Annotated in this window: 15 protein-coding genes; all 15 read right to left on the reverse strand. The window is 57.9% G+C overall.

What is annotated here, in order from left to right:
• Positions 1-59: 59 nt before the first annotated feature.
• Positions 60-2,324: a helix-turn-helix domain-containing protein gene (locus VE009_RS23840; RefSeq protein ID WP_325012039.1), complete on the reverse strand. Its 2,265-nt coding sequence runs from the start codon at positions 2,322-2,324 to the stop codon at positions 60-62.
• A gap of 169 nt (positions 2,325-2,493) precedes the next feature.
• Positions 2,494-5,211 carry a family 78 glycoside hydrolase catalytic domain gene (locus tag VE009_RS23845; protein WP_325012041.1) on the reverse strand — a complete coding sequence of 906 codons (2,718 nt, stop codon included), beginning with the start codon at positions 5,209-5,211 and terminating at the stop codon, positions 2,494-2,496.
• 45 nt (positions 5,212-5,256) lie between these two features.
• Positions 5,257-6,225 (reverse strand): SGNH/GDSL hydrolase family protein, encoded by a 969-nt coding sequence (locus tag VE009_RS23850; RefSeq protein ID WP_325012043.1) that lies wholly within the window; start codon positions 6,223-6,225, stop codon positions 5,257-5,259.
• Complete coding sequence (locus VE009_RS23855; RefSeq protein ID WP_325012045.1) at positions 6,222-7,238, reverse strand: hypothetical protein; 1,017 nt, start codon at positions 7,236-7,238, stop codon at positions 6,222-6,224. The genes VE009_RS23850 and VE009_RS23855 overlap by 4 nt, the downstream gene beginning before the upstream one ends.
• Before the next feature lie 36 nt (positions 7,239-7,274).
• A complete protein-coding gene (locus VE009_RS23860; protein WP_325012047.1) occupies positions 7,275-11,114 on the reverse strand; it encodes a hypothetical protein in 3,840 nt (1,279 codons plus the stop codon).
• Between the two features lie 22 nt (positions 11,115-11,136).
• Positions 11,137-13,509, reverse strand: coding sequence for a glycoside hydrolase family 95 protein (locus VE009_RS23865; protein ID WP_325012049.1), 2,373 nt, complete (start codon positions 13,507-13,509; stop codon positions 11,137-11,139).
• Positions 13,510-13,624: 115 nt separating this feature from the next.
• The gene (locus VE009_RS23870; RefSeq protein WP_325012051.1) at positions 13,625-15,319 is read right to left on the reverse strand and encodes an extracellular solute-binding protein; all 1,695 of its coding nucleotides are present in this window, start codon (positions 15,317-15,319) and stop codon (positions 13,625-13,627) included.
• A gap of 123 nt (positions 15,320-15,442) precedes the next feature.
• Complete coding sequence (locus VE009_RS23875) at positions 15,443-17,101, reverse strand: response regulator transcription factor (protein ID WP_325012053.1); 1,659 nt, start codon at positions 17,099-17,101, stop codon at positions 15,443-15,445.
• Complete coding sequence (locus tag VE009_RS23880) at positions 17,076-18,845, reverse strand: sensor histidine kinase (protein WP_325012055.1); 1,770 nt, start codon at positions 18,843-18,845, stop codon at positions 17,076-17,078. Before VE009_RS23880 ends, VE009_RS23875 begins: the two co-directional genes overlap by 26 nt.
• A gap of 32 nt (positions 18,846-18,877) precedes the next feature.
• Positions 18,878-19,765, reverse strand: coding sequence for a carbohydrate ABC transporter permease (locus VE009_RS23885; protein ID WP_325012057.1), 888 nt, complete (start codon positions 19,763-19,765; stop codon positions 18,878-18,880).
• 15 nt (positions 19,766-19,780) lie between these two features.
• Positions 19,781-20,686 carry an ABC transporter permease gene (locus tag VE009_RS23890; RefSeq protein WP_325012059.1) on the reverse strand — a complete coding sequence of 302 codons (906 nt, stop codon included), beginning with the start codon at positions 20,684-20,686 and terminating at the stop codon, positions 19,781-19,783.
• A 158-nt stretch (positions 20,687-20,844) separates the two neighbouring features.
• Positions 20,845-21,714, reverse strand: a complete 870-nt coding sequence (locus tag VE009_RS23895) for an aldo/keto reductase (protein ID WP_325012061.1) — start codon at positions 21,712-21,714, stop codon at positions 20,845-20,847.
• Positions 21,715-21,783: 69 nt separating this feature from the next.
• Entirely contained in the window at positions 21,784-22,596 is an 813-nt protein-coding gene (locus VE009_RS23900; protein WP_325012063.1) for a DUF817 domain-containing protein, read from the reverse strand.
• Between the two features lie 44 nt (positions 22,597-22,640).
• A complete protein-coding gene (locus VE009_RS23905; RefSeq protein ID WP_325012065.1) occupies positions 22,641-22,850 on the reverse strand; it encodes a helix-turn-helix transcriptional regulator in 210 nt (69 codons plus the stop codon).
• A 10-nt stretch (positions 22,851-22,860) separates the two neighbouring features.
• Complete coding sequence (locus VE009_RS23910) at positions 22,861-23,343, reverse strand: DUF2975 domain-containing protein (RefSeq protein WP_325012067.1); 483 nt, start codon at positions 23,341-23,343, stop codon at positions 22,861-22,863.
• Positions 23,344-23,484 lie beyond the last annotated feature (141 nt).

Here is a 23,484-nt window from a genome sequence, read left to right on the forward strand (position 1 = left end):
TGGAAAACTAGGGGACATTTGCGTTTTCAAGTGCATTTTCGCCGCATGCGGCCGCCCGTTCACTCCGCCGGTTTTCGGTATAGACTCGGCGACAAGCCGGTCAGCCTCTTGAACGCTCTTCGGAACGAATGGGCGCTGTTATACCCGGTTTGCCCGGCGATGTCGTCGATCGTCAATTTGGTGTTCGTCAGAAGCTCCACCGCTTTGTTGATGCGCACCTTTTCGATATAATCCGAAAGATTTTCGTTCGTTTTCTCCTTGAAGAGCCTCGACAAAACCTTCTCGGGACGACCGACCGCTTCCGCGACTCGATACAGATTCAGGTCGGATTCCATGTAGATCTTCTCGATGACCTCGATCACCTGGTGAATCGTCTCGTGGTCGCTCTCTTCCCTCTCCTCTTGGTACGCCTCGCAGAACGCTTCGATCGCTTCCTCCAATTCACGCTGCATCTCATCTACATGCTCCGACCACTTAACGTGCAAAATGCGCTCCTTCAGCGCGCTGAACTTGTCGACGTTGCGGAACGTTTTCTGGTTGAACATTTTCAGCAAGGTCCCCTTCAATTCGGTAATGAGCTGCTGCGCCATCTCCGAGGCAAGGAGGCGTTCCGCGAAGTTCATTCCGAAAATTTGCGACAGCAAACGCTTCGCTTCGCTCGACTCGCCGGATTTCAGCACTTTCAGCAGCCTTAGCTCCATGTCGATCGGATAATAATAGGTATGGGACTCCAGCGGCAGCATGTGATACCACAAAACCGCCTGACCATCCTTCCGGCTCAGGCCGTCCAGAGCCTGCCGAGCTTCGTCGAACGACAAGCCGATATCGGACCAATCGCGAAACAGACGGCCCATAGCGACGGAAATCGTCATGCGATAATCCGTTTCCATCGCGGCGCGAAGAGTGCCGAAGCCGCGCTCAAGCCGCGAAAGCTCCGTCTCGTCGGGCTCCTCTTCGTACATCAGCAGCAAGGCGATTTTATCCGCGTCCCAATACGTTAGGTGGTACCGATGCAGCCGAAGCTGCGGCAGCGCCTGCGCGATGATCAGCCGGGCGGCCTGCAGTTCGTCGAGAATTTCTTTGCTGTCCTCGCCGCCATATCCGTTCACCCGAATCACGCAGGCATATCCGATGGAAGCGCCGAGCTTGATGCCGACCTGATCCGCCATCGCTTCCATTTCCTTAGCCGAAGGGAACTCCCCCCGGAGCAGCCTTTTCAGAAAATTGTCCTGAAGCAGCGGCAGCTGCCGGTCGACTTCTTCCTGCAGCTTTTTGTTGGTGGTCATGAGCTCAGAAATATTGCCGTGAATAAAATCGTACTCGCTTTTGTTCCGCAGCGGATCCTGCCCCGCCTGCTCTCGAATGACCGCGACCAGCCGGTGCAGCGGAGCGCTGTTGCGGTACGCCAAAAGCAAACATACCGCGAGCCCGACGAACAGGGTCGTTACGGCGACGATGGCGGTCGTCCGGCGGATGGCGTGCGCCTCATGCATAACCGCAGCTTTCGGAATGCCGGCTGTATACGTCCAGCCGTCGCGGTCGGATGTTGTGGAAATGAGCAGCGTATCCCCGGAAATTTCGACTTGTTCCGCGGCCGCGTTCTCGGGAGCGATGCCGGTCCAAGCGATCATGCGGCCGTCTCGATCGCGTATATACGCCCATCCGCCGTACCGATCGGAAATGCTCCGGAGCATATTCGCGATTTTGCTCTGATCGATGGTGACGATTACCGTGCCCTGCGGTTGGTTGTAAGCGTTCAGGGGCAGCGACTGAATGTACGTAATGACAGAGACTTCCTTGCCGTTCCTTACGTACGGCTGCAGCGGTATGATCTCCCGATGATGGACCTCGTTCAGCATATCCCTCCATTGCTTCGGGGTAACCCCCCGGTATTGATGAAGCTGGTAAAAATGATCCGCTCGATAAAAGACCGAGCCCGGACCCAAAACGATATCCGAACGGTTCATGTAAATATAAAAGCTTTCCAAAAAGTCGTTCGTATGGCTGTACCCCAAGAGCTCATGAGACAGCTCCCTTAACGCGGTTACGTCGCTTCCCTCCCCATCGCCTCTTTGCATCAGCTGCCTCGTTAATCTGCGGTTCATCGCAAGTTGAATGGCGAATTGTTCGATTTCCGCAAAACGTCTCTCCAAATTGTCCTTCGTCTGATTCAGCACGAGTAAGCTGGACTCTACGGAATTCGTCTCGGCAATGTCGATCGATGTGCGATAAGAAATGATCCCCGAGATGAGCGGAATCATCAGGATCGCCAAGTAGGAGATTAAAAATTTGCGGAACACATGGGACATACGCGTTCGAAACACGATTTCACCCCTTCGTTACGGCATTGTCGGAAAAGAAAAACGTCCCATAATTTTCGTTAAGGGACGCTCTGTGTGGTCGAATATGTCGTTTTACGAGTCCGCGCCGCCGTCATCGGATACGGCCCGGAGGATGAAGACCTAATCGCCGCCGTATAAGATCTTCTTCCAATTACCGCTGATCATGGCGTACCCCTTTCTCGGCCGGCTGACGCTCGGCATGAGGAAGCGTACACTCGAATGAGGCGGCGCCGGAACCGGTACGGAATACGGCGTACCCGTCCGCAACGTGCAGGAGCTCGATCGCCGCGCCTTCGAAGCGAACGTCGTCCGCCTTCTCCGCCGGAATATGCACGATAGCGTCCGCGTTGCCGGGAATCTCGACCGCAACCGACAGCCTTCGCCCGCCGAGACGTTCCCAACGAACGCTTGCCCGTCCCGCCCGGATATCGGACCAAGCCTCGGCCCAGGCGACGTCGCCGACGACATTCGGTTTGATCGTGACGGCGAAGCGTCCCGTTTCGGGACGGTACCGATAGTCGAGGCCGGCGAGCCCGCTGTAAAGCCATTCTTCCAGGTGCCCCAGCATCAAATGATTTTGCGAGTTGCCGACGGTCGGACCGTCCCATGCTTCCGTCAGCGTGGTCGCGCCGTGCACGATCTGGTAGCCGTAGCTAGGTCGATCCGTAATCCTCGTCATTCGATACACGAGATCCGATCGGCCGCCTTGAGTTAACGCGAGAAGCACGTAACGATGTCCGACGTCCCCGGACGTCGTCTGATCTCCTCGGCCTTCGATATTGTCGACCAGTCGCTGCAGAACGGAGTCCCGGTATTCCTCCGGCACGAGCCCGACGACGAGCGGCATCGCCTGAGCGGCGTCGCTGCCGCCGCCGTACGTCGAAGCCGCGGCGTCGAAGAACTCCGCCTGGAACGCTTCGCGAATCGAGCCGCCGAGCCGCTCGAACGTCCCCGCGTCCTCGGCCTTGCCCAACAGGTTGGCTATGCTCCGCATGGCCATCGCGAGCCCGTAAAACATGGCGGTCTCGACGAGCGGAACCGGGGTGTTTTGCGCGAACCCCGGTCCTTTCGGACCGATGTCGTACCAGTCGCCGAGCCCCTCTTGAAGGATGTACCCTTTCGACTGGCCGTGCAAATACTCGAGGTACCGTTTCATCCCCTCGTAATGCCGGGAGAGCATCGCGCTGTTGCCGTAACGCTGCATCATCTCCCAAGCCGTCAGAATGAACGCGCCTCCCCAAGAGGCCGAGTCCCGGAAGATATGCCATGGTTCTTGGAAGACTACATATTCCGGCGCAGTCGTCGGAACCATCCCGTTCGGCAGCTGCGCGTCGGCGATGTCGTCCAGCACTTTGCCGAGCAACGCCTCGATATCGTAATTGAACATCATCGACGGGCCCATCAGGTGAACCTGCTCCAACCATCCCAGCTTCTCCCTGTGCGGGCAGTCCGTGAACACGCTCTTCATGTTGCTTAGAATCGCCCAATTGATGATTTCATGAATACGGTTGAGCATGTCGTCCGAGCATCGGAATCCGCCGGCGACGGGCGTATCCGGGTAAATCATTTGCCCTTCCAGCTCATGCAGCGTCGGTTTGCCGGCGGAGCCGTCGTCCAGCGCCCCGGCCGGTACGGCTCCCTCCACTTGCACGTAACTAAAGCCGTAATACGTGAATTTCGGACGCCACCGCTCGACGCCTTCGCCTCGTAACGTATAGCGAAGCTCATAAGGGGCGCCGGACCAGCGCTGATTCGCGGTGCCGTCTTCTTTCAACAGTTCGGCGGGTGTCAGCTTCACCACGGAGCCTTTCGGACCGCTGACCGCGATGGACGGCCAGCCGGAGAAGTTTTGCCCGAGATCGGCGACGAAGACGCCCGGCTTCGGCTGCGTCCAGCGAAGCGGATCGAACTTCCGCTTCACTTTGACCGGGGGCGCCGATTGGGCGACCAGCATGCCGGCCGGCGGCTCGACCTCGGCGGCCTCGACCCAGCGCGCGTCTTCCGCGAAGCCCGGCCGGTCCCACCCTTCCTGCTCCAGGCGGGCGTCGTAATCCTCCCCGCCGTAGATGCAGGAGAAGGTCAGCGGACCGGCGCTCGTTGTCCAGGTGCGGTCGCTCCCGATACGCTCCACGGTGCCGTCGGCGTACTCGAGGGCGATATCGACAAGACACCTCGGCGTGCCGTAGGAGTCCTTGAATTTCGTATACCGCCCGCCCGTTACATGGTAGAAGCCGTTGCCGAGCAGCACGCCGGCGGCGTTGTCGCCCTGCTGCACGAAATCGGTCACGTCGTATACCGTGTATAAAACGGTTTTATCGTAATCCGTCCAGCCCGCATCCAACTCGTAGTCGCCCACCCGGTACCCGTTCAACCGGAGCTCATAATGTCCTAGGCCGCTGATGTAAACCCGTGCTTGCCGGAGCTCGCCTTGGACGCGAAATTCGCGTCGAAATAAAGGCATCGGCCGGCCTTCGGCGCCGGCGGCGGGATCCCCGATCCATCGGCCGGCCCATTCCGCTGCGGACAGCTGCCCGGTTTCCCACCAAGCGATCTCGCTGTCCGACGCGCCGCCGCGATCGTCCCACACCGTCACGCGCCAAACATACCGCCGCCTCGGCCGCAGCGCCGCGCCTTCGTAACGAACGGACGTATGGCGTCCGCCCTCCACGATGCCGCTGTCCCACATGTCCGGCGCATCGTCCCGCAGCGCTTCCTCGCTGGACGCCACGACGATGCGGTAAGCGGTTAAACGGAGCGGCTCGCCGGCCGGCGCGGCGAAAGACCAGCCGAATACCGGCGCGGAAGTATCGAGACCGATCGGACAGGTCCGCCCATCCGTCCATAACGCAGCAACTTGCATCGTACCCATAGGTTCCGCCTTCTTTCTCTTACAAGAATGTTGTGTACGGCTCACTCACTCCGCCAACGTAAGCCGCCGCAATAACGACAGCGTCATATGGAAAAAGCCTTGGTCGTTCGGATGAAGACCGTCCGCGTAAAAGCGCTCATGGTGCGGCGTCAAAGCAAGGCCGTCGATATACTGCACATTGGGCTGTGAGCCGCATATGCGCTCCAGCCTCTCATGGATGCCGAAGAACGGGCCGCACGGCTTCCTATCGTTCAGGTCCGCGCGCCACAGCGGCGACATGACGGCGATCGGCACGTCGGCGTACAATTCGCTCAATGTGCCGATGAAGCCGTCCGCCTGTTCCTCGAACCGCTCGATCGAATCGCAGAGCGCCCAGTCGTTCGTCCCATACGCTACAGTAACGAGATCCGGACGGTACGGCAGCGCCGGATCGATCATGCCGGGGTGAAACACGAATCCGCTGATCGCCTGGTTGAGCAAGTTCATCCGCAGCTGCCTCGCGAGCAAGACCGGGTACGTCTGGGAAGGGTGAACGGCGTTCATCCCTTGCGTAATGGAATCTCCGAAGCACAGCAAATTTCGCGGGTGCGGCTCGGCGGGTTCGCAGGAGGCCCGCTCCGCCAGGACGAGCGCCTCGACAGTGACGCTGGCAAGGTACGGGAAGTATACCGTCACGCGCCGAGGCTTCCCCGGCTGAATCGGCAGGTCGATTGTCCATTCCCCGGCGCCTTCGTCGGTTACGGTATCTCCCGCGACCCCGACCAGTACGTCGTCGACGTACACGTCGAAGAGCAGTTGCTCGGTCGTCCCCGGTTTGATCGCCGCGCGGTAACGCATTCGAAGAAAAGCGGAATCCGTCCGAACGTCAAGACAAATTCCGGCGGAGTTATCGCAGCGAAATCGATGCGGCCGCCGCTCGAAAAACTCGAGCTGGGCATCGGTGAACCGCATCGGAAGCAGGCCGTTGCCGGCGTCGGCGACGCCGAGGCAGTTCCGGAACCATGAAGGCTTCATCGTTCCCCGTTCCCCTTAGGCAGCGGCTGCGAGGTCGCGACCGTAATGGTCCGGTACTCCGGCCAGACGTTGCACGTCCGATCTCCCTCCTGCGGTTTCCTGCAAGCCGTATAGAAATGATAGAGAATTCCGTTGTGCGTAATGACGGAAGGCTTGTGCGCGAATACCGAGTCCAGTTCGCCCTCCTGCCCGACGGCGATGATCGGGTCCGGATGTTTAACCCAGTCGCGTAAATTATCCGAAACGGCGATTCCTTCCTGCGCACGCTTGTAGTCGTACCCGAAATAGAACATCACCCACCGGTCGCCGTCCCGGAGGACGCACGGATCGCTGGCGAATCCGCAGTCCCATCCGTCCGGCGTCACCTCAAGGACCGGATTGCGCTCGTGGCGAGTCCAATGAAGTAAGTCCGTAGACGTTGCCAGCCCGGTTTGCTCGATCCATCGGCCGTGGTTCTGATTTTTGGCGTTGTAAAATAAATAGAAGGTCCCTTCATGTTCCAGCAGACATTCCTTATACAAGCCGCCTCGTTCCCACGGGTCTCCCTCCTCCGGCGTCAAAATCGGTTGTTCCAGCCGATTCCAGGTCAGCAGACTCTCATCTTCCGTCCACGCGAGGCCGATCTTCGCGGAGCCCTCCTCGTACCCTTCTCCCGGGTAGGAATGGTACGCGAGCCAATACTTCCCGTCCCACTTCTTGAGCGTTCCCGGTCCGTGCATGTCGTTGTCGCGCAGCAACCAAGTGCCGGCGATATTTTTCGCGTCCCATCCGGAGCCTTCGCCGCGGCGCAAGATCGTGGACAAGTGCTCCCAGCGCAGCAGATCGTCGCTGACGGCTAGCGCCGTTTGGTACCCCGCGCCGTCAAAGCCGACGTACATCATGTAGAAGCGATCATTGTGGCGGAACACGAACGGGCAATCCACGGCATGATAATCGAAGGCGCCTTGCACCCCCGAGCCGACCAGCACGGGCTCGTTCCATTTGTATGGCGTCAAACAGCTTGAAAGATCCATGGCCCATTCTCCTCTCCGCATGTAACCTGCAACCCGCTATTCCAAAGCGATACGTACCGGGCCGAACAATCCCCCCGACGGGAAGGCCGCCTGCCATTCCGGCCTTGGCGTCCGATCCCAGTACGTCACCGTCGGATTCGCCCCGACCAGACTCGTGGGACGTCCAACCTCATAATGCGTTCCCAGCGTGTTCGTCACTCTGACGCGCAGCCGATGCCGCCCTTCGGACAGCGTCCCTAGATCGAAGCTGTAAGGGCGCCAAACGCGGACGCCGAACGGCTTCCCGTCCACCCATACTTCGGCCGTTCCCCGCGCGTGTCCAAGATCCAGCGTCGCCGACGAAGCCGCCGGAACGTCGAACGTCGTTTCATATTCGACGGCTCCGCTGTGATGCGGAAGATGAAGCTCCGTCCGCCAGTCCCCGAGCTTGCCGGGGAAGGGGACGACGTCGAACCGAACGGGGGCAGCGAGCACGGCCGCCTCCGTTTGGGAGCCGTCCGGTTCGATGCGAACGGCGGCGATCGTGCCGGCCGCTTGCGGCGGGAACGCGACGAATCCGCTCCCGCCGGCGATTTCCTTGCCGCCGATCCAGACGCGCGTCCGTCCCTTCACCTCCAATGCCATGCCGCGAGCGCCGACCGGAAGCGGGAATCGCAGCCACACCGGCTTCCCCGCCGACGCGACATCCGCCATCAGCGGAAGCGGCGGCGATACCGGCACGGACTCCGGCATCAGCCACCCTACGTCCGGCAGCGGATGAGGGCGGGGATTGATCCAGAGCGACTCGGTTTCCGCGAACTGCAGGACGGCTTCATGGAGAATGAGCGGTTCGCCGCCGTGTTCATCGTGCCAGTCCGCGCCGGTGCAGAACGACATCGAGCTGCCGTCCGTCCGCTCGATGCGCCCATCGGCGAACACTTCCCCGTTCCCTTCCGGCAGCAGGAACGTCAATTCGTTGTCGCCGTCGCGCCAATAAGGCGTTATATCGACCTCTTCCTGCCCTTGGCGAATATACGGATTGAAATCGCCATGCTCCGTCACCGTCGCGCCGTTCACCTGCAGCACGGCGCGGCCGCGGGCGGCGAACACCATCCGAACTTTCCGTACCGGGCTGTCGCCGTGCGGAGCGCGAATTCGTCGCCGAAGGAAGGAATTCGCATTCGGCTTCGCGGCATAAATCCACTTCGGCAGCGGTTCGTACGGCGTCTCGCGAATCTCGAACCCCGCCCGCATCATGCCGCGGGCCCGCGCCTCCGCCCGCAGCAGCACCTCGTTCGGCCCTTCCCGCAGCTCGACCCACGCGGTCCGTTCCTCCGGACCGCCGGACCACTCGACGGGGCTCCCGTTCACCCAGCCCTCGAGGAACGCGTTGCTCTCCGTCCGGATCCAATATCGACCGGCCTTCGGCGCGACGGCGTGCGTACGCGCCCACATGATTTCGCCCTTCGCCGCTTCGCCCAGATGAAGGAACCTTCTCGGAACGCGCCCCATCCGACCGGCCCAGGAGCGGAACGCCAAATCGCCGAAGACGGTGCTGTATACGAGCGGCTTCGCATCGGCCGCACGGAACGAATCTCCCTTGCAGACGTGCCAATATGTCGATTCGCTCCACAGCCGCTCTTCCCAGCCTTCTTCCGTTGCCACCGGCAGATGCCAACCCGCGGCGATGCCGGTTTCCGGACCGTCCTCCGTGCGCACGAGCATCATCCGCCGCTCCGGCGGCATCGATCCCCGGGTTTCGTTATGCAGATCAAAGTCGCCGTACCGGTTATCCAGCGTCGGATCGACCCGCACCCTCCAGTCGGTCAACGTCCGGATTTCGCCCGTCGTAAGCGGCGCGCCGACTCGCGCAGGGAATCGATCGCCGGACGGCTGAACGAACTCGCCGTCCGCAGCGGCTTCCGTACATACGACGAGCGCCGCCGGCCAATCCCGGAACGGGACCTCGAGCTCGATCCACTCCCCATCGCGAACATGTGCCATACGTTGGATTCGGCCGCTTACAGGGTCCCACAACCAAGGGGTCCCCGCCGCCCGCAACCGGTACGCCGCCGGTTCGAGCGGCGCCGTCGATGCGTCGGCCGGCTGATGCATGCGCAGCAGCGCGCCTTCCTCCGGCAGCAGCAGGAACACGTCCGCGTCCTCCGTCTTTCGATGCAGCGACAGCCCCGGACCTTCGACTCGCTTCGGCACATGCCGCTCGATCAGCGCCGCCGCTTCCTCTGCGGTATCCACATAAGTCGCCCCCGGGATCGCCCCCTGCTCGCCGGGAGGAACGCGGACGCCGATCACAAGACCCCCTTGCCGCTGGAGCCGCCGTACATTCTCCAGCGCTTCCGCGCTCATCGCCGCCGTCCCGCACAAGATCAGCGCGCGGAACCGTTCGCCGGCGATCGTAAGCGAACCGTCCAGCGCTTCGGCGCGCTCCAGCACCGAATCGTCGACGATATCGAAGTCCAGATGCCGGCTGCGCAGCGCTCCCGGGTACTTCTCGGCGTCTCTTCGATTCACGGTTCCCGTCACGTCTCGATACACCTCGTGGAGGTGCGTCACGGTCTCGTTCGGATCGCGGTTGGACGCCGCCATCGGGTGTTCCCCCGGCTTCACGTCGCTGAGCGACATATACCCCACCACGGCCGAAGAGGGATAATGTACGGCGATATCGGCGACATGCGTTCCCTCGCTCAGCAGGCTGCACACCCGGCTGACCGTATCCGCGAACACGCCGTAATGCTCGAAGTAAGGCTGGCGCCACCCCGTATCGGGCGGAGCCCATTCCCACCAGCCGCCTCGGGTGGAGTAATACACCGCATGCGGACTGAACAGCGTCGCTCCGGCTTGCAGCCACGGCACGAGCCAGTGCATTGTCTCTTCGATCGTTCCGCCCCAGCCGCTGGAGTGGAACGCTTCGAGCCAAACCCGGGAGCCACCGTTCGCATGCACCATCGAAGCGTGAGGCTTGATTTCGCCGTCCATGTCGGAGCCGGGCGCATTGTACCAGCGATGCGTTCGGAAATAATCGAGATACAGCCGCTGCGCCCCATGAATGTCCGCCCGGCGCGCGGGACCGGCCTGATCGCAGCCGATCGCCATCCCGTACTTGCGATGCCACTCCCCCAGCGGGATGAAGAACGCCTTCTCGGCAAGCTCGGCGGCAATGCGGTACACGCGCCTTCGCACATCCGCGGAACCGGGCGAATCATCGAACAGGAGCGGAAGCAGCGGCAGCAAATCCTCCCCGTGTTTCCGCTCGTACTGCACAGGCACGTCGGGGGACCACAACGGCAGCGGGGGAAGCTCGTCTTGGAAGCTGCCGGCGATCGTCTTCCCCAGATCGTTAGGGAAGCGCCTCTCCAGCTCCCCATGCACTCGGTCGAGCAAAGCGGCGGCCGCCTCCGGATCGAGCCAGTTAAACCCCTGGCGCACGGCGGCATAGCGGAATTCCTCCGTCCGGTACAGCACTTGCGCCCCGGCCGGCAGTTCCTCCTCCGGGGAATAGCGCCGCAGCTGATACCCCGCGAACTCCGGGTTGGCGGCAACGAGCCTAGCCAGCTCGTTCGCACCGGAAAATCCGATCTGATCGTAAAACCACAGCCTCATTCCGAGTCTCTCGGCTTCCCTGAGAGCCGTTTCGAACCGCAGCCACCAGTCTTCGCTCAAGAAGACCGGGCTGTCTCCGCACGAACCGTACTGCGGACCGGTCGGCGCCAAATGAATAATGCCGATGTTGCGGAGCCCGCCCTCCCGGAATTTCCGGAGCTGCCACCGAATGCGTTCATCCGTAACCTCTTCCCCGCTCCACCACCAGAACGGTACCGGACCGAAATGCGGATCCGGTTCGGCGAAACGGCTTGCCAGCTGGCTTACCTTCGTCACAGAAACTCTCTCCCCCTGCTCCCTAGTTCTCTTCCCGAATGCGATACCGACGCCCGACCATCGTGGCGAACGTGTACAGCTCGTTATGGCTCGCCTGAAGCGGCACGCGATGACCTTCCTCGTCCTCGACGATCAAGGGAACGCCGCTCGCAAGCGCGCACGGTTTTCCGTAATTCGAAACTATCATCGCCTGCGCCAACCGGCCCTCGCGCCACTCAAGGTCGAGCGTGAATCCGCCGCGCGCGCCCAGCCCCTTCGCGGAGCCGCCGCCCCATGCGCTCGGCAGCGCCGGAAGCAGCCGGATAAAGCCTTCATGCGACTGCATGAGCATTTCCGCGACCGCCGCGACGATGCCGAAATTGCCGTCGATTTGGAACGGCGGATGAACGTCGAACAGATTGGCGTACACGCCTCCGCGCCAAAGACTGTCGTCGCCCTCCTCGACAAGCCGAAGCAGCCGCGTCACGAAGGCATACGCCCGATCCCCGTCGCCGAGACGCGCCCACAGCGCCGCTTTCCAGGCGAGGCTCCACCCCGTCCCCTCGTCCCCGCGGCGATCGAGCGCACGCGCGGCCGCCGCGAACAGCTCCGGCGTTTGCCGCGTGATCTGCCTGCCGGGATGAACCCCGAACAAATGCGCCATGTGCCTGTGGTGGACGTCCTCCTCTTCGAAGTCGAGGTACCATTCTTGCAGCTGCCCAGAGCTTCCGATGTTCATCGGATACAGGCGGGACCGCGCGGCGGAGAGCTGTTCTCGCAACGCCGCGTCCGTCCCGAGAATCGAAGCCGCCTCGATGCAGTTAGTGAACAAATCCCAAATCAAAGCCATATCCATCGTGGACGCTTTGCCGACCGCAGCCAGCCCCGCGCCCGTTCGAAATTTGTGCTCCGGGGACGTGGACGGGGCGGTAACCAAATATCCGTCCTCGTCCTCGTACAGCCAATCCAGGCAAAACAGCGCCGCTTCCTTCATAATCGGGTAGGCTCGCTCCCTGAGGTAAGCATCGTCCGGAGCGAAGGCGTAATGCTCCCACAGATGCTGCGAGAGCCACGCGCAGCCCATAGGCCACGTCGCCCAGACGGGATCTCCTTCCCCGTACCCCCCGCTCGGCGAGGTCAAACACCAAAGATCGGTGCAGTGGTGGGCCGCCCACCCTCTAGCCCCGTAAAGCTCGGCCGTCTTACGGCCGCTGGCCGCCATATTCTCGATAAAATCAAGCATCGGCTCCGCGCAGGACGATAGCCCGCAATTTTCCGCGAGCCAGTAGTTCATCTGTAAATTAATGTTGATCGTCCAATTGCTGCTCCACGGAGGCCGGGTTTCTTGATTCCATATGCCCTGGAGGTTCGCCGGCTGCGAACCGGGCCGGGAGCTTGCGATCATCAAGTAACGCCCGTATTGGAACAGCTGCTCGACCAATCCGACGTCGGCGGCGCCGAATTCGCGAATGCGATCGTCCGTATCTTTGTCGTCCCTGCGCACATCGCCGTCCAACCGAAGCCGAACCCGGTCGAACAAAGACCGGTAATCCGCCACGTGTCTCTCGCGAAGCCGCTCGTAAGGCATTTCCATCGCTTTCGCTAGCGTCTCCGCCGCTGACGCCGATGGGTCGTTCCCCTGCGTTCGCGGGGAACGGTCGTAGCCGTTGAAGCTGGTCGCCGCGCTGAACAGCAGCGTCACCGCGTCCGCTTCGAAGACGTGCAGCCCGTCATGATCCGCGACCGCCGTTCCGCCTTCGGCGACGGCGGCGATTCTGCCTTCGAACCGGATCGCCTCGGTCGTTACCGGATCTCCGTAAATCAAGGGTCGATCCGCGCTGACGTGATTCGGCGCCGAAACTTCCGGAGCCGCGCCGGCCATGATAAACATGCCGCCGGAGACGCTCGTTCGATGGCGCAAGGGACTGCTTAACCGCGCATGAAACGTGAGCAGCCCGGGACGGTCGCACGTCAGTCTCACGACGATGACTTGGTCGGGGTACGAGGCGAACATTTCTCTACTATAGCGAGCCTGACCCACGGTGTACTCTACCCTCGAAACCCCTTGCTCCAAGTCCAGCGTGCGCGAATAGTCCCGCGCGCGGCGGCCGTGCTCGAACGAGAGATGCAAGTCGCCGAGAGGCATGTAGGATTCGTTCCACGGGCCCATGATGTCTTTGCAGCGCAAATCCGCTTCCTGATAACGCCCTTCCGCCACCAGCCGCCGGACGTCCTTCACGACCTCCGCCGCCGACGGACAAATCCACTCTTGTCTCTTCCCGGACCACAGCGTGTCCTCGTTTAACGCGATTCGTTCGGACTCGATTCCGCCGAACACCATGGCCCCCAACCGGCCGTTCCCGATCGGGAGCGCCTCCGTCCACGCGTCGGCATGTTTCCCGTAACGAAGCATCATGCTTGCTGTTCCCCTTTCTACCCTACCCGTTCCGAAGTCAGCGAAACAAAAATCTGCGAGTCGAAGGACCGGCCCGCAGATGTTTGAGTGTGATGACGAGCGGGTTCGCCGCTTCTTATGAATTCGACGCTTGATTGACTTCCTCGGTAATTTGCTGCCCGCCAAGCTTGTTCCAGTTTTCTACGAACTTGTCGAACTCGTCCACGGACGATTCGCCGTAGATGATTTTCGTGAACGTTTCCAGCTCCAACTTATCCAACGTCGCTTTCTTCGTAGCCATCGTGGCGGTCGGCGGGGCGCTGAATTCGTTAAGCATCAACAATCCGTTGTCTACGTAATGTTCAACGACCGCGATCGAGCTTTCCGGTCCGAAAATGCGCTCGTACACCCACTGGGCGCGCTCGCCGCTGCGATACTTTTGAATGAAATCGTAGTAGCTTTTCTCTTCGCGGTTCAACGAGCTTGGATCTTGGGCTGCCAGCGCCGCGGAAACATTTTGGTAGATGCCTAGGTTTTTATTCGGCTTCAGGATTTTGACGGGCGCCACGTGGAACCCTTGTCCGGACGGCCCGAGGTACGTTTCCGCTTCGGTTTCGGCCGATGCCCCGTACAGCTTCTCGACGGCGAAATTCATCATTTTGACGAGCGCCTCCGGGTGCTTGAAATCGCTGCGCACCACGAACACCGTCGCATTCAGGATTTGGCTGTTGACCTTCGCCGGCTGATCGTCGGCCGAAGGAATCGGGTACGCCGCCCAATCGATATTCGCATCCGCCATCATGGCATTGATCGCGAACGGCGAAGCGAGCGGTCCGAAGAACATGCCGGACTTGCCGGACATGATCGTTTCGGATGCTTTCGCGACGTCCTTCGTTCCGAATTCCTGGTCGATGACGCCTGCTTTGTACAGCTCTTGCAGAGCCGCGAGCACTTGCTTCATTTCCGGTTGAACGCTGCCGTACACGAGCTTGCCGGATTCGTCTTTGATCCAAATCCCCGGGTGCGCATGGAACATATTCGCGAACCCGTTCATTTTAATCGTCCAGCCGCTGTCCAAATCTTTGTTCAATTGGAGTCCGAACGTATCCTTCTGACCGTTCCCGTCCGGATCCCCCTCTGTAAACGCTTTCGCAATCGCGATGACATCCTCCATCGTCTTAGGCGCCTGAAGGTTAAGCTTCTTCATCCAATCCGTGCGAATGTACATCATGCCCGCCGCGTCGATCGTTCCGCTGTAATCCGTAAGCCCGTACAGCTTCCCGTCCTGCTTTACCGGCTTTAAGCCGTCTCCGCCGGCATTGTAAAATTCCTTCAACAAGTCGGAGCCGTATTTCTCGTACGCCTCGGTCAAATCGGCGATTTTCCCCGCGTCGAGCAGCTGTTTGTACTGGCTGTGATTAACCGCGAAAATGTCCGGGAGGTCGCCGCTCGCCAAGGTAGCGTTCATTTTGTTGCCCGCATTGGCCCGTTCGACGATCCAGTCGTACTGCACTTTGATGCCTAACTCGTTTTCATACCCCTTCAACCAAACGTTGCTCTCCAACGTATCGCCCGGCGACAAGAAATCCTTGCCGTTGTCGTTAATCGCGGACCGGACCGTAATCGGAGGATCGAACTTGGTCAGCGGCCCGTCCTCCGCCGCCGGAGCGTCGGCCGAAGCGCCGGCTGCATCGGTTGGCGCCGGTTCCGCGGTCTGCGGTTGGCCCTCGTTCGTCTGGCCGTTCCCTGCGTCAGTGCCTGTTCCGCACGCCGTCGCGAGCATAAGCGCCAATAAGCTGACGGCGAGTAAGGTTCGTTTCCATCGATTCATCTGGTAAGCCTCCCTTTTCGTCTCTTGCGGTTACTTTCTATTTGTATTGTAGTTTCGCGCCGAGTCCCGAGGTAGTGGACGCTATTTACTTTGGGTATCTTTCGTTTACTTGTTTGCCGTTCGTCAACTCGACGTTCGATTGCGGTATTCCTGCGGCGTGCAGCCGACGCTCTTCTTGAAGAAACGGAAGAAATAATGCGGATCCGTAAAACCGAGCATCTCCGAGATTTCGTGCATTTTGTAATTTGTCGTTTGCAGCAATTGTTTCCCGCGCTCGATTTTCGTCTCCTGAATGTAATCCGAAAGACCTTTCCCGCAGGTTTGCTTATACCATCGGGACAAATACGAAGGGTTTAACGACACTTCCCTCGCGATTCGCGATAAAGAGAGATCCCCATGAAGATGATTCTGAATGTAATAATGAATTAAACCGATGAGATTCGATTCTTCCCTCTTGACGTTGTCGCAGCGTACGCTCTGCACCCATTCGAACAGCGATTGGAAAAACGCGACGACTTCCACCCAAGGCGTCTTCACGTTGAACTCCAACATGGCGAGCAAGTTCGCTTGCGAAATCGCGAGATCCTTCATGCCAAGCTCCTCCAGGCTGACAAGGCAATGCTTGCATAACGCTTGCAGCACGACCAAGCGGTCGAACGGATCGTTCGGTCCTTCCTCCGGAAACAGGGCGATGAGTTTCCTGTAAAACTCGGACCATTCCCCCCCGCCTTCCTCCAGCAAGCTTTGCTGTAATTTTTCCAGCACGTAGCGCGCCGACAACCTGCCGAACTGCTCCGCGTCCGCCCGATCGCCGTCCTCTTCCTCGCGCACGATCGTGAGACGCTCCGCTCCTCTCGATTTTCCGTTCAAGATAGCTAGGCGCAGACGCTGCGTTTCCCGCGCAATATTTTCGAAAGGGAAAAATGTCCCGCTGGCCGCCACGGACAGCGAGAGGCCGAACAAATCGCGGCAAACCTGCTGCACCGTCTCCAAGGTTCCATGCGTGAAATTCACCGTGAGCTCTTCCCGTTTGACAGCCCCGAAGAACGGTTGATCGATCGGTTGAATGAGCGCAAGCAGCGAGTTGCCGTCGTACTGCACGCATTTCACGACGGCTCTCGTGCCGAGCAGCTCTTCCGTAATGTTGCCGATGCCAAACAGCATCAAATCCCGTTCGTAACCCGGCTTGTACTTCCCCCATTCCTCGACGAACAGCGAGATGAGGAGAAGAGGTTCTGCCGCCTTGAAAGGGAGCTTCAATGCGTCTAACTCGTTCTGAACGCTCCGAAAAGACGACTTTTCCGTCCTCCGCACCAAATCCAGCACCAGCTGCCTCTGCAGCTGCGCGATCGCTCTCGGAAGCTCCCGATACAACCACTCCTGTTGGTGATAGACCGACAGCTCGTCCTTGACGATACTCAACGCGCGGTTTACCGCCGGCCCGATCGTATCCATGCCTTCGGTTTTCAGAATATAGTCCGTTACGCATGCGCTGCGCAACGCTTTATGAGCGTATTCGAACTCGTCATGCCCCGTCAGCAAAATGACCTTGCACCGAGGCCACTGCTTCTCGATCCGGTCGAGCAATTCCATGCCGTCCATGCCGGGCATGTGAATATCGCTCAGCACGACGTCGATCTTAATGGAATTCAGCCAAGAGAGCGCCTCCGTTGCGGAAAAAGCGGTTACAATTTCAACATCGGGCAGCTTCCTTTTCATGAAATACTCGTGAAGACCGTTCACGATAATCGGCTCGTCATCCACGATCATCAATCGATACATGAGATTCCGACTCCTTTCCGTTCTGGTGAAGAGGAAGCCTGATTTCGGTTTTCAACCCTCCAAGCGAGCTCCTGGACAAGGCAAGACCGTAAGGCGGACCGAATCGGATCCGCAGCCGGTGGTGGACGTTCATTAAGCCGGTCGTCTCCCCCTCCTGGACGGAATCGGACACGTTCTCCAGCTTGTTTTGCAGGCTCCGCAGCCGTTCGTCCGTCAGCGCGTCTCCGTTATCTTCGACAACGATCGCCAGCATCGTTTCATCCGCTCGCCAGCTTACTTTCAGAACGCCTTTTTCGGCTTTCTGGACCAATCCGTGATTGAATACGTTTTCCAAAACGGGCTGCAAAATAATGCGGGGCACCATAATCGAAAGGTAAGGCTTCTCGGGAAGCTCCGTTTCGACACGAATGCGATTGGAAAATCGGATTTCTTGGATGTGCAGGTATGCTAAGGAGTGCTCCAATTCGTTCGCAAGCGGTACCTCCTTATTAAAGTCGCGCGTCATAAACCGGAAATATTGACCCAGATATTCGGAGAACAATTTGATATCCTCCGTATTCTCGAGCTCGGCCATCTGCTTGATCGTAAACAAACTGTTGTATAAGAAATGAGGAGAAATTTGCGATTGCAGATGCTTGAGTTCCGCGTCCTGCATGCGGATGCGCTGCACATAATTATCTTCGATCAAGGCGTGCAGGCGCTGCTGCATAATATTAAATTGATTGTACAAATAACCGAATTCGTCGCCCCGCCGATGGTCGATTTGGTTCATGCGGCCGCGTTCCATCGCGCGGAAGCCGCGGATGAGCTTCAGCAGCGGCTGTTGGATCAGTTGGTAGATTCCGTATGTGAATACGAGAATTAATACGCAGGACACGACGGTCAGGCTTCGCATCCACCCGGTATATTGTTGAATCGGCTTTAAAAGCACATCCTTCGTAATATAGGTAACCAACTCGAAATCATATGAACGGCTCGTCGTCGAGTAATAGTATCCGTCTTCCGACTCCGTTCGAACGACGTTTCCGTTCGCCGCTTCTTCCCGAAGCGGGATATAGCTGCCGAACTCCTCGCGAAGCGTTTCATCCGAAACGATGACGGAGCCGAGGGCGCCGAACGCGAGAAACGCCCCGCCATGTCCTTCCTTCCGGATGGCGCGCAGCTGCTTCGTAAGCTCTTTGGTAGAGAGCTGAGCGACGAGCAGAAAATTCGGAGCATCCGCATCGCCCAGCAGCTCCGGCGTCGATTTTCCAAGATAATAACTGCCTTGATATTCCGAGATCGTGCCGGGAATATGAGCGTTGCTTGCCAGCAGCCCTCTCCACTCGCTGGCCGGAATATTCGTTATTCCCCCCCTGACCGATACAAGCTTGCCCAGCGAAGGGATATAGTAGCGCACATCCTCCATATAGGGACTGCTGGACTTCATTTGACTAATTTTCAAGAAAATATTATTTAATCTTCGATCGATTTCGTAGTTTGACATAATCGGCGCCATCGTACTGAAATCGGCGAGCTCCCCATCCAAAGAATACTCGACTAGCATGCTATTAATTCTGCCTAGTTCAAATTCCAGATTGGAATAATGGTAAAGAAGGACAGATTCGTAGGAACGTTCAATCTCCTCTCGCATCTGTCCTGAACTATTGAAGGTGAGCCACACGCTCAGCCCGTACAACGGAAGAATCAGCACGAAAAACGTCGAGATTAGCTTGAGGAAGATGGAGTTCCACTTCGAGTACATGCCATCGGCCGCCTTTGATTTTTTCCAATATGTTACCCCTTAACGCTCCCCAATACTAGACCTTTGACAAAATACTTCTGCAAAAACGGATACACGAGCAACACCGGGAGCGCGGCAATAAAAATTTGCGCCGCTCGTATCGTACGGCTCGAAACGGTTTCGAGAAGCTGCACCTGTTCCAGCGTCAGGTTCGTTTGCGGAATCGAGGTCTTGTTGAGCACCGACTGCAAATACGTCGCCAGCGGATAGTTTTCGGTCCGATTCATGTACAGCATCCCGTCGAACCATGAATTCCAATGCATGACTAACGTGAACAGCACGATCGTCGCCAAACTCGGCAGCGAGATCGGCAGGTACACCCGGACGAGCGTTTGGAAATGGCTCGCCCCGTCGATGAAGCTCGCCTCTTCCAGTTCTTTCGGCAAACCGCGAAGGAAGTTCAGCATAAGCAAAATATTAAACACTTGAACGCCCGTAGGCAGCACGAGAGCCCAGATCGTGTCCAGCAGATGCAGCTCCTTCACCACGAGGTAGCTGGGAATCATTCCGCCGTTGAACAGCATCGTAAATACGAAGATCCATGCGTAAAGCGTGCGCTGCGGGAACGTTTGGCTTTCCTTCGACAAAGGGTATGCCACCAAAATCGTCACCGCGGTGCTGATCGCGACGCCGAGTGCCACGCGGATGACGCTGTTCAGGAAAGAGGTCGTGAACTCGCCGCTCTTTAGTACGAAGCCGTAAGATTGCAATGTAAATTCAACCGGCCACAAAAATACCCGCCCCGTCCCCACCGCCGAGCTCGAACTGAAAGATACTGCCAGCACGTTCAGCACGGGGAACAAACAAAGCAAGGTGAGCGCCGATAAAACCGTGTAGTTCAACACAAGAAATATCCTGTATCTTGGCGTCGTAATATGCATTGAGCGCTTCCTCCTTTAGAAGATCCGGTATTTCGCGAATCGATAAGCAAGCCAATACCCTACGCCGATTAACGCCAGGGAGACCACCGATTTAATGAGCCCGATCGCCGCCGCCACGCCGTATTGCGTCTGCACGATTCCGATTCGGTAAACGAGCGTATCGAGAATATCGCCAGTCTCGTATACCATCGGGTTGTATAAGTTAAACACTTGGTCGAATCCTCCGTTGAGGATATTCCCCAAGCTTAACGTAGACATCAGAATGACGATCGGACGAATGCCGGGCAGCGTGATATGCCACGTTTGCCGCCCGCGCCCCGCCCCGTCGATCGATGCGGCTTCGTACAAGCTTTGGTCGATCGAGGTGAGCGCCGCCAAATAGACGATGGTGCTGAACCCGAATTCCTTCCATTGATCGGTGACCACCAATACGTACCGAAACCAATCGTTGCTGGAGAGGAACGGGATCGCCGAACCGCCGAGCCGTTTGATGATGACGTTCACGATGCCTTCGCTGGGAGACAGAATGTCGATCACGATTCCGCCCAAAATGACCCACGAAAAGAAGTGAGGCATGTACACGATCGTTTGAACGGAGCGCTTGAACAAGACGGACCGCACTTCGTTCAACAAGAGCGCTACGATCACCGGGACAACGATTCCAGCCGTGATTTTCATCACGGAGATGATGACGGTATTGCGAACGGCAGGGATGAAATCCGGCAGCGCCATCATGTACTCGAAGTTGCCCCATCCGTTCCATTGAATTCTTTCGAAGCCTACGATCGGGTTGAAATCTTGAAAGGCGATCGTTAATCCCGCCATCGGCAAATAGCTGAACACCGCGATTAAAAACAGGCCGGGTACGATCATTAGGTGCAGTTGACCATTTTTTCTTTTGAGCTTCGTGTGGTTCGACATGGCTTACCTCCTCCTATAGCATGATTATAGAAGGAGGGAAAACGAGGCCGGAAGTGGGCGATCTTTACATCCGGTATCTTTTGTTTACCTGCCGTTCGCCGCCGGCGACCGCAAAAAAAGCCCCCGGACCGGGGGCTTATGTACAACCTTATGGAAGATCAATTCGGAGCGCCGAAGACGGAGGCGTATTCCGCGATCGAACGCAGGATGGAGCTCGCTTCCTCGTCCGTCATGGCGCCGTATCTTTCGGCGGCGTCCACGATTTTCGGGAACAAGCGAACGTCGCCGGCGCTCGCGAACCCGACGACGTTCGGGAACGACAATACGAAATGGACGCACGCGTCGATCACTTTCTGTTCGTCGAACGGTTCATACCAAGTGGCGTAACGTTTCTGCTGGTCTTCCCCCCAAGGGCGCTTCGCGATCGCCTTGATGACGCGAACCGCCGCCCGCTGCTTGCCGGCTTCCTCCATCAGCGCGTCGAGCGCGTCCCGGTATTCGGGCATGGAATACATGTAATAATTCAACGGCAGCAGCACCGTTTCGAACGGATACCGCCGAAGCGCTTCCAAGTGCGTCGCCGGCGCTTCATGCCCGTGTCCCGTAATGCCGATATGTTTGACGATGCCTTCCTCCCGAGCTTCGACGGCCGCCTCGAGCGAACCGCCTTTGCCCGTGCACTTGTCCAGCTCCTCGATCGTGCCGACGGCATGCAGCTGGAGCAAATCGACGGAATCGACCTTCATCCGCTCCAAAGAGCGGTAAATCTCCTCTTTGGCTTTTTCTTTCGTCCGTTCCCCGGTTTTGGTCGCCAAAAAGATGTCGTTCCGAACTTTGCTGATGATCGGACCCATCCGCTCTTCGGCATTCCCGTAACTGGCCGCCGTGTCGAAGTGGTTGACGCCGTGTTCCAATGCGTACGTTATGGACGCATCGGCCTCCTCTTGCGTGACGCTCCCGAGGCTCGCCGCTCCGAACATAACGACCGAGCTTTCGTGACCGATCCTTCCCAGCGTTCTCTTCTGCATACTCGCTCCACCTTCCATCGCAGGATTCGAAACTTGGGAATATATTCGCGCCCCGGCGGACAAAATCCTTTATTTGGCAACGTTTTCCCGTTCCTCCGCTTTCGTCCCCGCATGCACCGCCTTCCTGCCGGCTTTCACAACTTTCAGCTGAGCAACAATGATGACGCTTATAATGACGAGAAGAAACCATGAACTGATTTTCCCGAAGCCGACGATCTGCCAAGCGTCGTGCTGGTCCGGATATTTCCAAGCGTCGAAAAACGTAGCGATATTCTCGGCTAACCAGATAAAAAAACCTACGAGGAAGAAAGCCAATATCAAAGGCATCCGGTACGTCGCATGCCGCACTCGGTAAATGATCCATGTTCGCCAAAAGACGACAACCACGATCGCCTTCAACCACCAGCGAATATCAGGGATATAATGATGGGTGAAAAAGTTCGAATAGATCGCCCCGCCCAGCCATCCTGCCGAAGAAAGCCCCGGCCAGCCGGTCATATCCATCTTCAGTCTGCGCCATACCTGGCACATGTAGCTGGCGACGCTGGCATACATAAACCCGCTGTAGAGCGGAACGCCGAACAGCTTCGTATATGCGGGCTCAGGATAAGACCATGATCCCATCCTGACCTTGTAGATTTCCAGCAACAAACCGATTAAGTGAAACACGCAGATCACTTTCAGTTCGTCGCGCGTCTCCAATCCGCTGCGGTACATGAAAAACTGCACCGCGAGCAGGGCTAGCAGAATGGCGTCATACCGGTACATGAAAGGGATTTCGATGTAACTCGACAGCGCTAAGGTTCCGAAAATGGCTGCGGGAAATATGCAGCTCATCGCCTGATGATAGCCGAAATGCAGCAGTTGAACGATCGAATGCATGAACGCCGTCTCCCATGGCCGACTTTCCTGCCGTTTCGGCTGACTCATTCGTCGCTTTTGTATTCCAAAATATCGCCGGGCTGACAATCCAAAGCTTTGCAAATCGCCTCTAGCGTGGAGAATCGGATCGCTTTGGCCTTGCCGTTTTTCAAGATGGAGAGATTGGCCATCGTGATCCCCACCCTCTCCGAAAGCTCGGTTACGCTCATTTTCCTTTTCGCCAGCATGACATCGATATTAATTATAATCGCCATAGCCTTCACCTCACACCGTCAACTCGTTTTCCGATTTAATATCGATCGCCTCTTTCAAGAGCTTTTCGAGAACAGCGGCGAATACGGCGATCACCATGGAGGCGAAAATGAGCACCAGTCCGATTAAGATGATGCCTGGAGCGTCGTCTCTCTCCGCCAGGAGATAAAACAACGGCAAGCCGATGACGTACAAGCCGGAGATGGCGGTCGCGCAGTATTTAATTTTCTTTAAAGCCTCTACGGATAAATCCGAGAAAGCTTTGTTCGCGTCGATGTAACCAAGCAGCTTGAACGCTTGGACCAGCGCGAAGTAAAACGGAATCGCGGCTGCGTACAAATCGGCGAGAACGAGATAGCGGAGAAACGGATATTCCGGATACAATTCCGCTGCGAAATTCCCGATCCCGGGCACCACAAAGATGCACAAAGCAAGAACCGGGATCCCGATCACAATGACAGCTGCCCTCAAAAAAAGCGTTGTTCCACGTTTCATCCTAAGCACCTCGCATTTGATTATGGTCTAGAGTTTATCATGTTGTTTATCGTTTATCAATAAATTTTTCTCGTTATGAGTTAATTGTTTGCTGTTCCAAAATAAAAAAAAGCAGACCGCGTTATCGCGGTCCACTTTATG

It is taken from the genome of Paenibacillus sp. (assembly GCF_035645195.1).
GTDB lineage: Bacteria > Bacillota > Bacilli > Paenibacillales > YIM-B00363 > Paenibacillus_AE.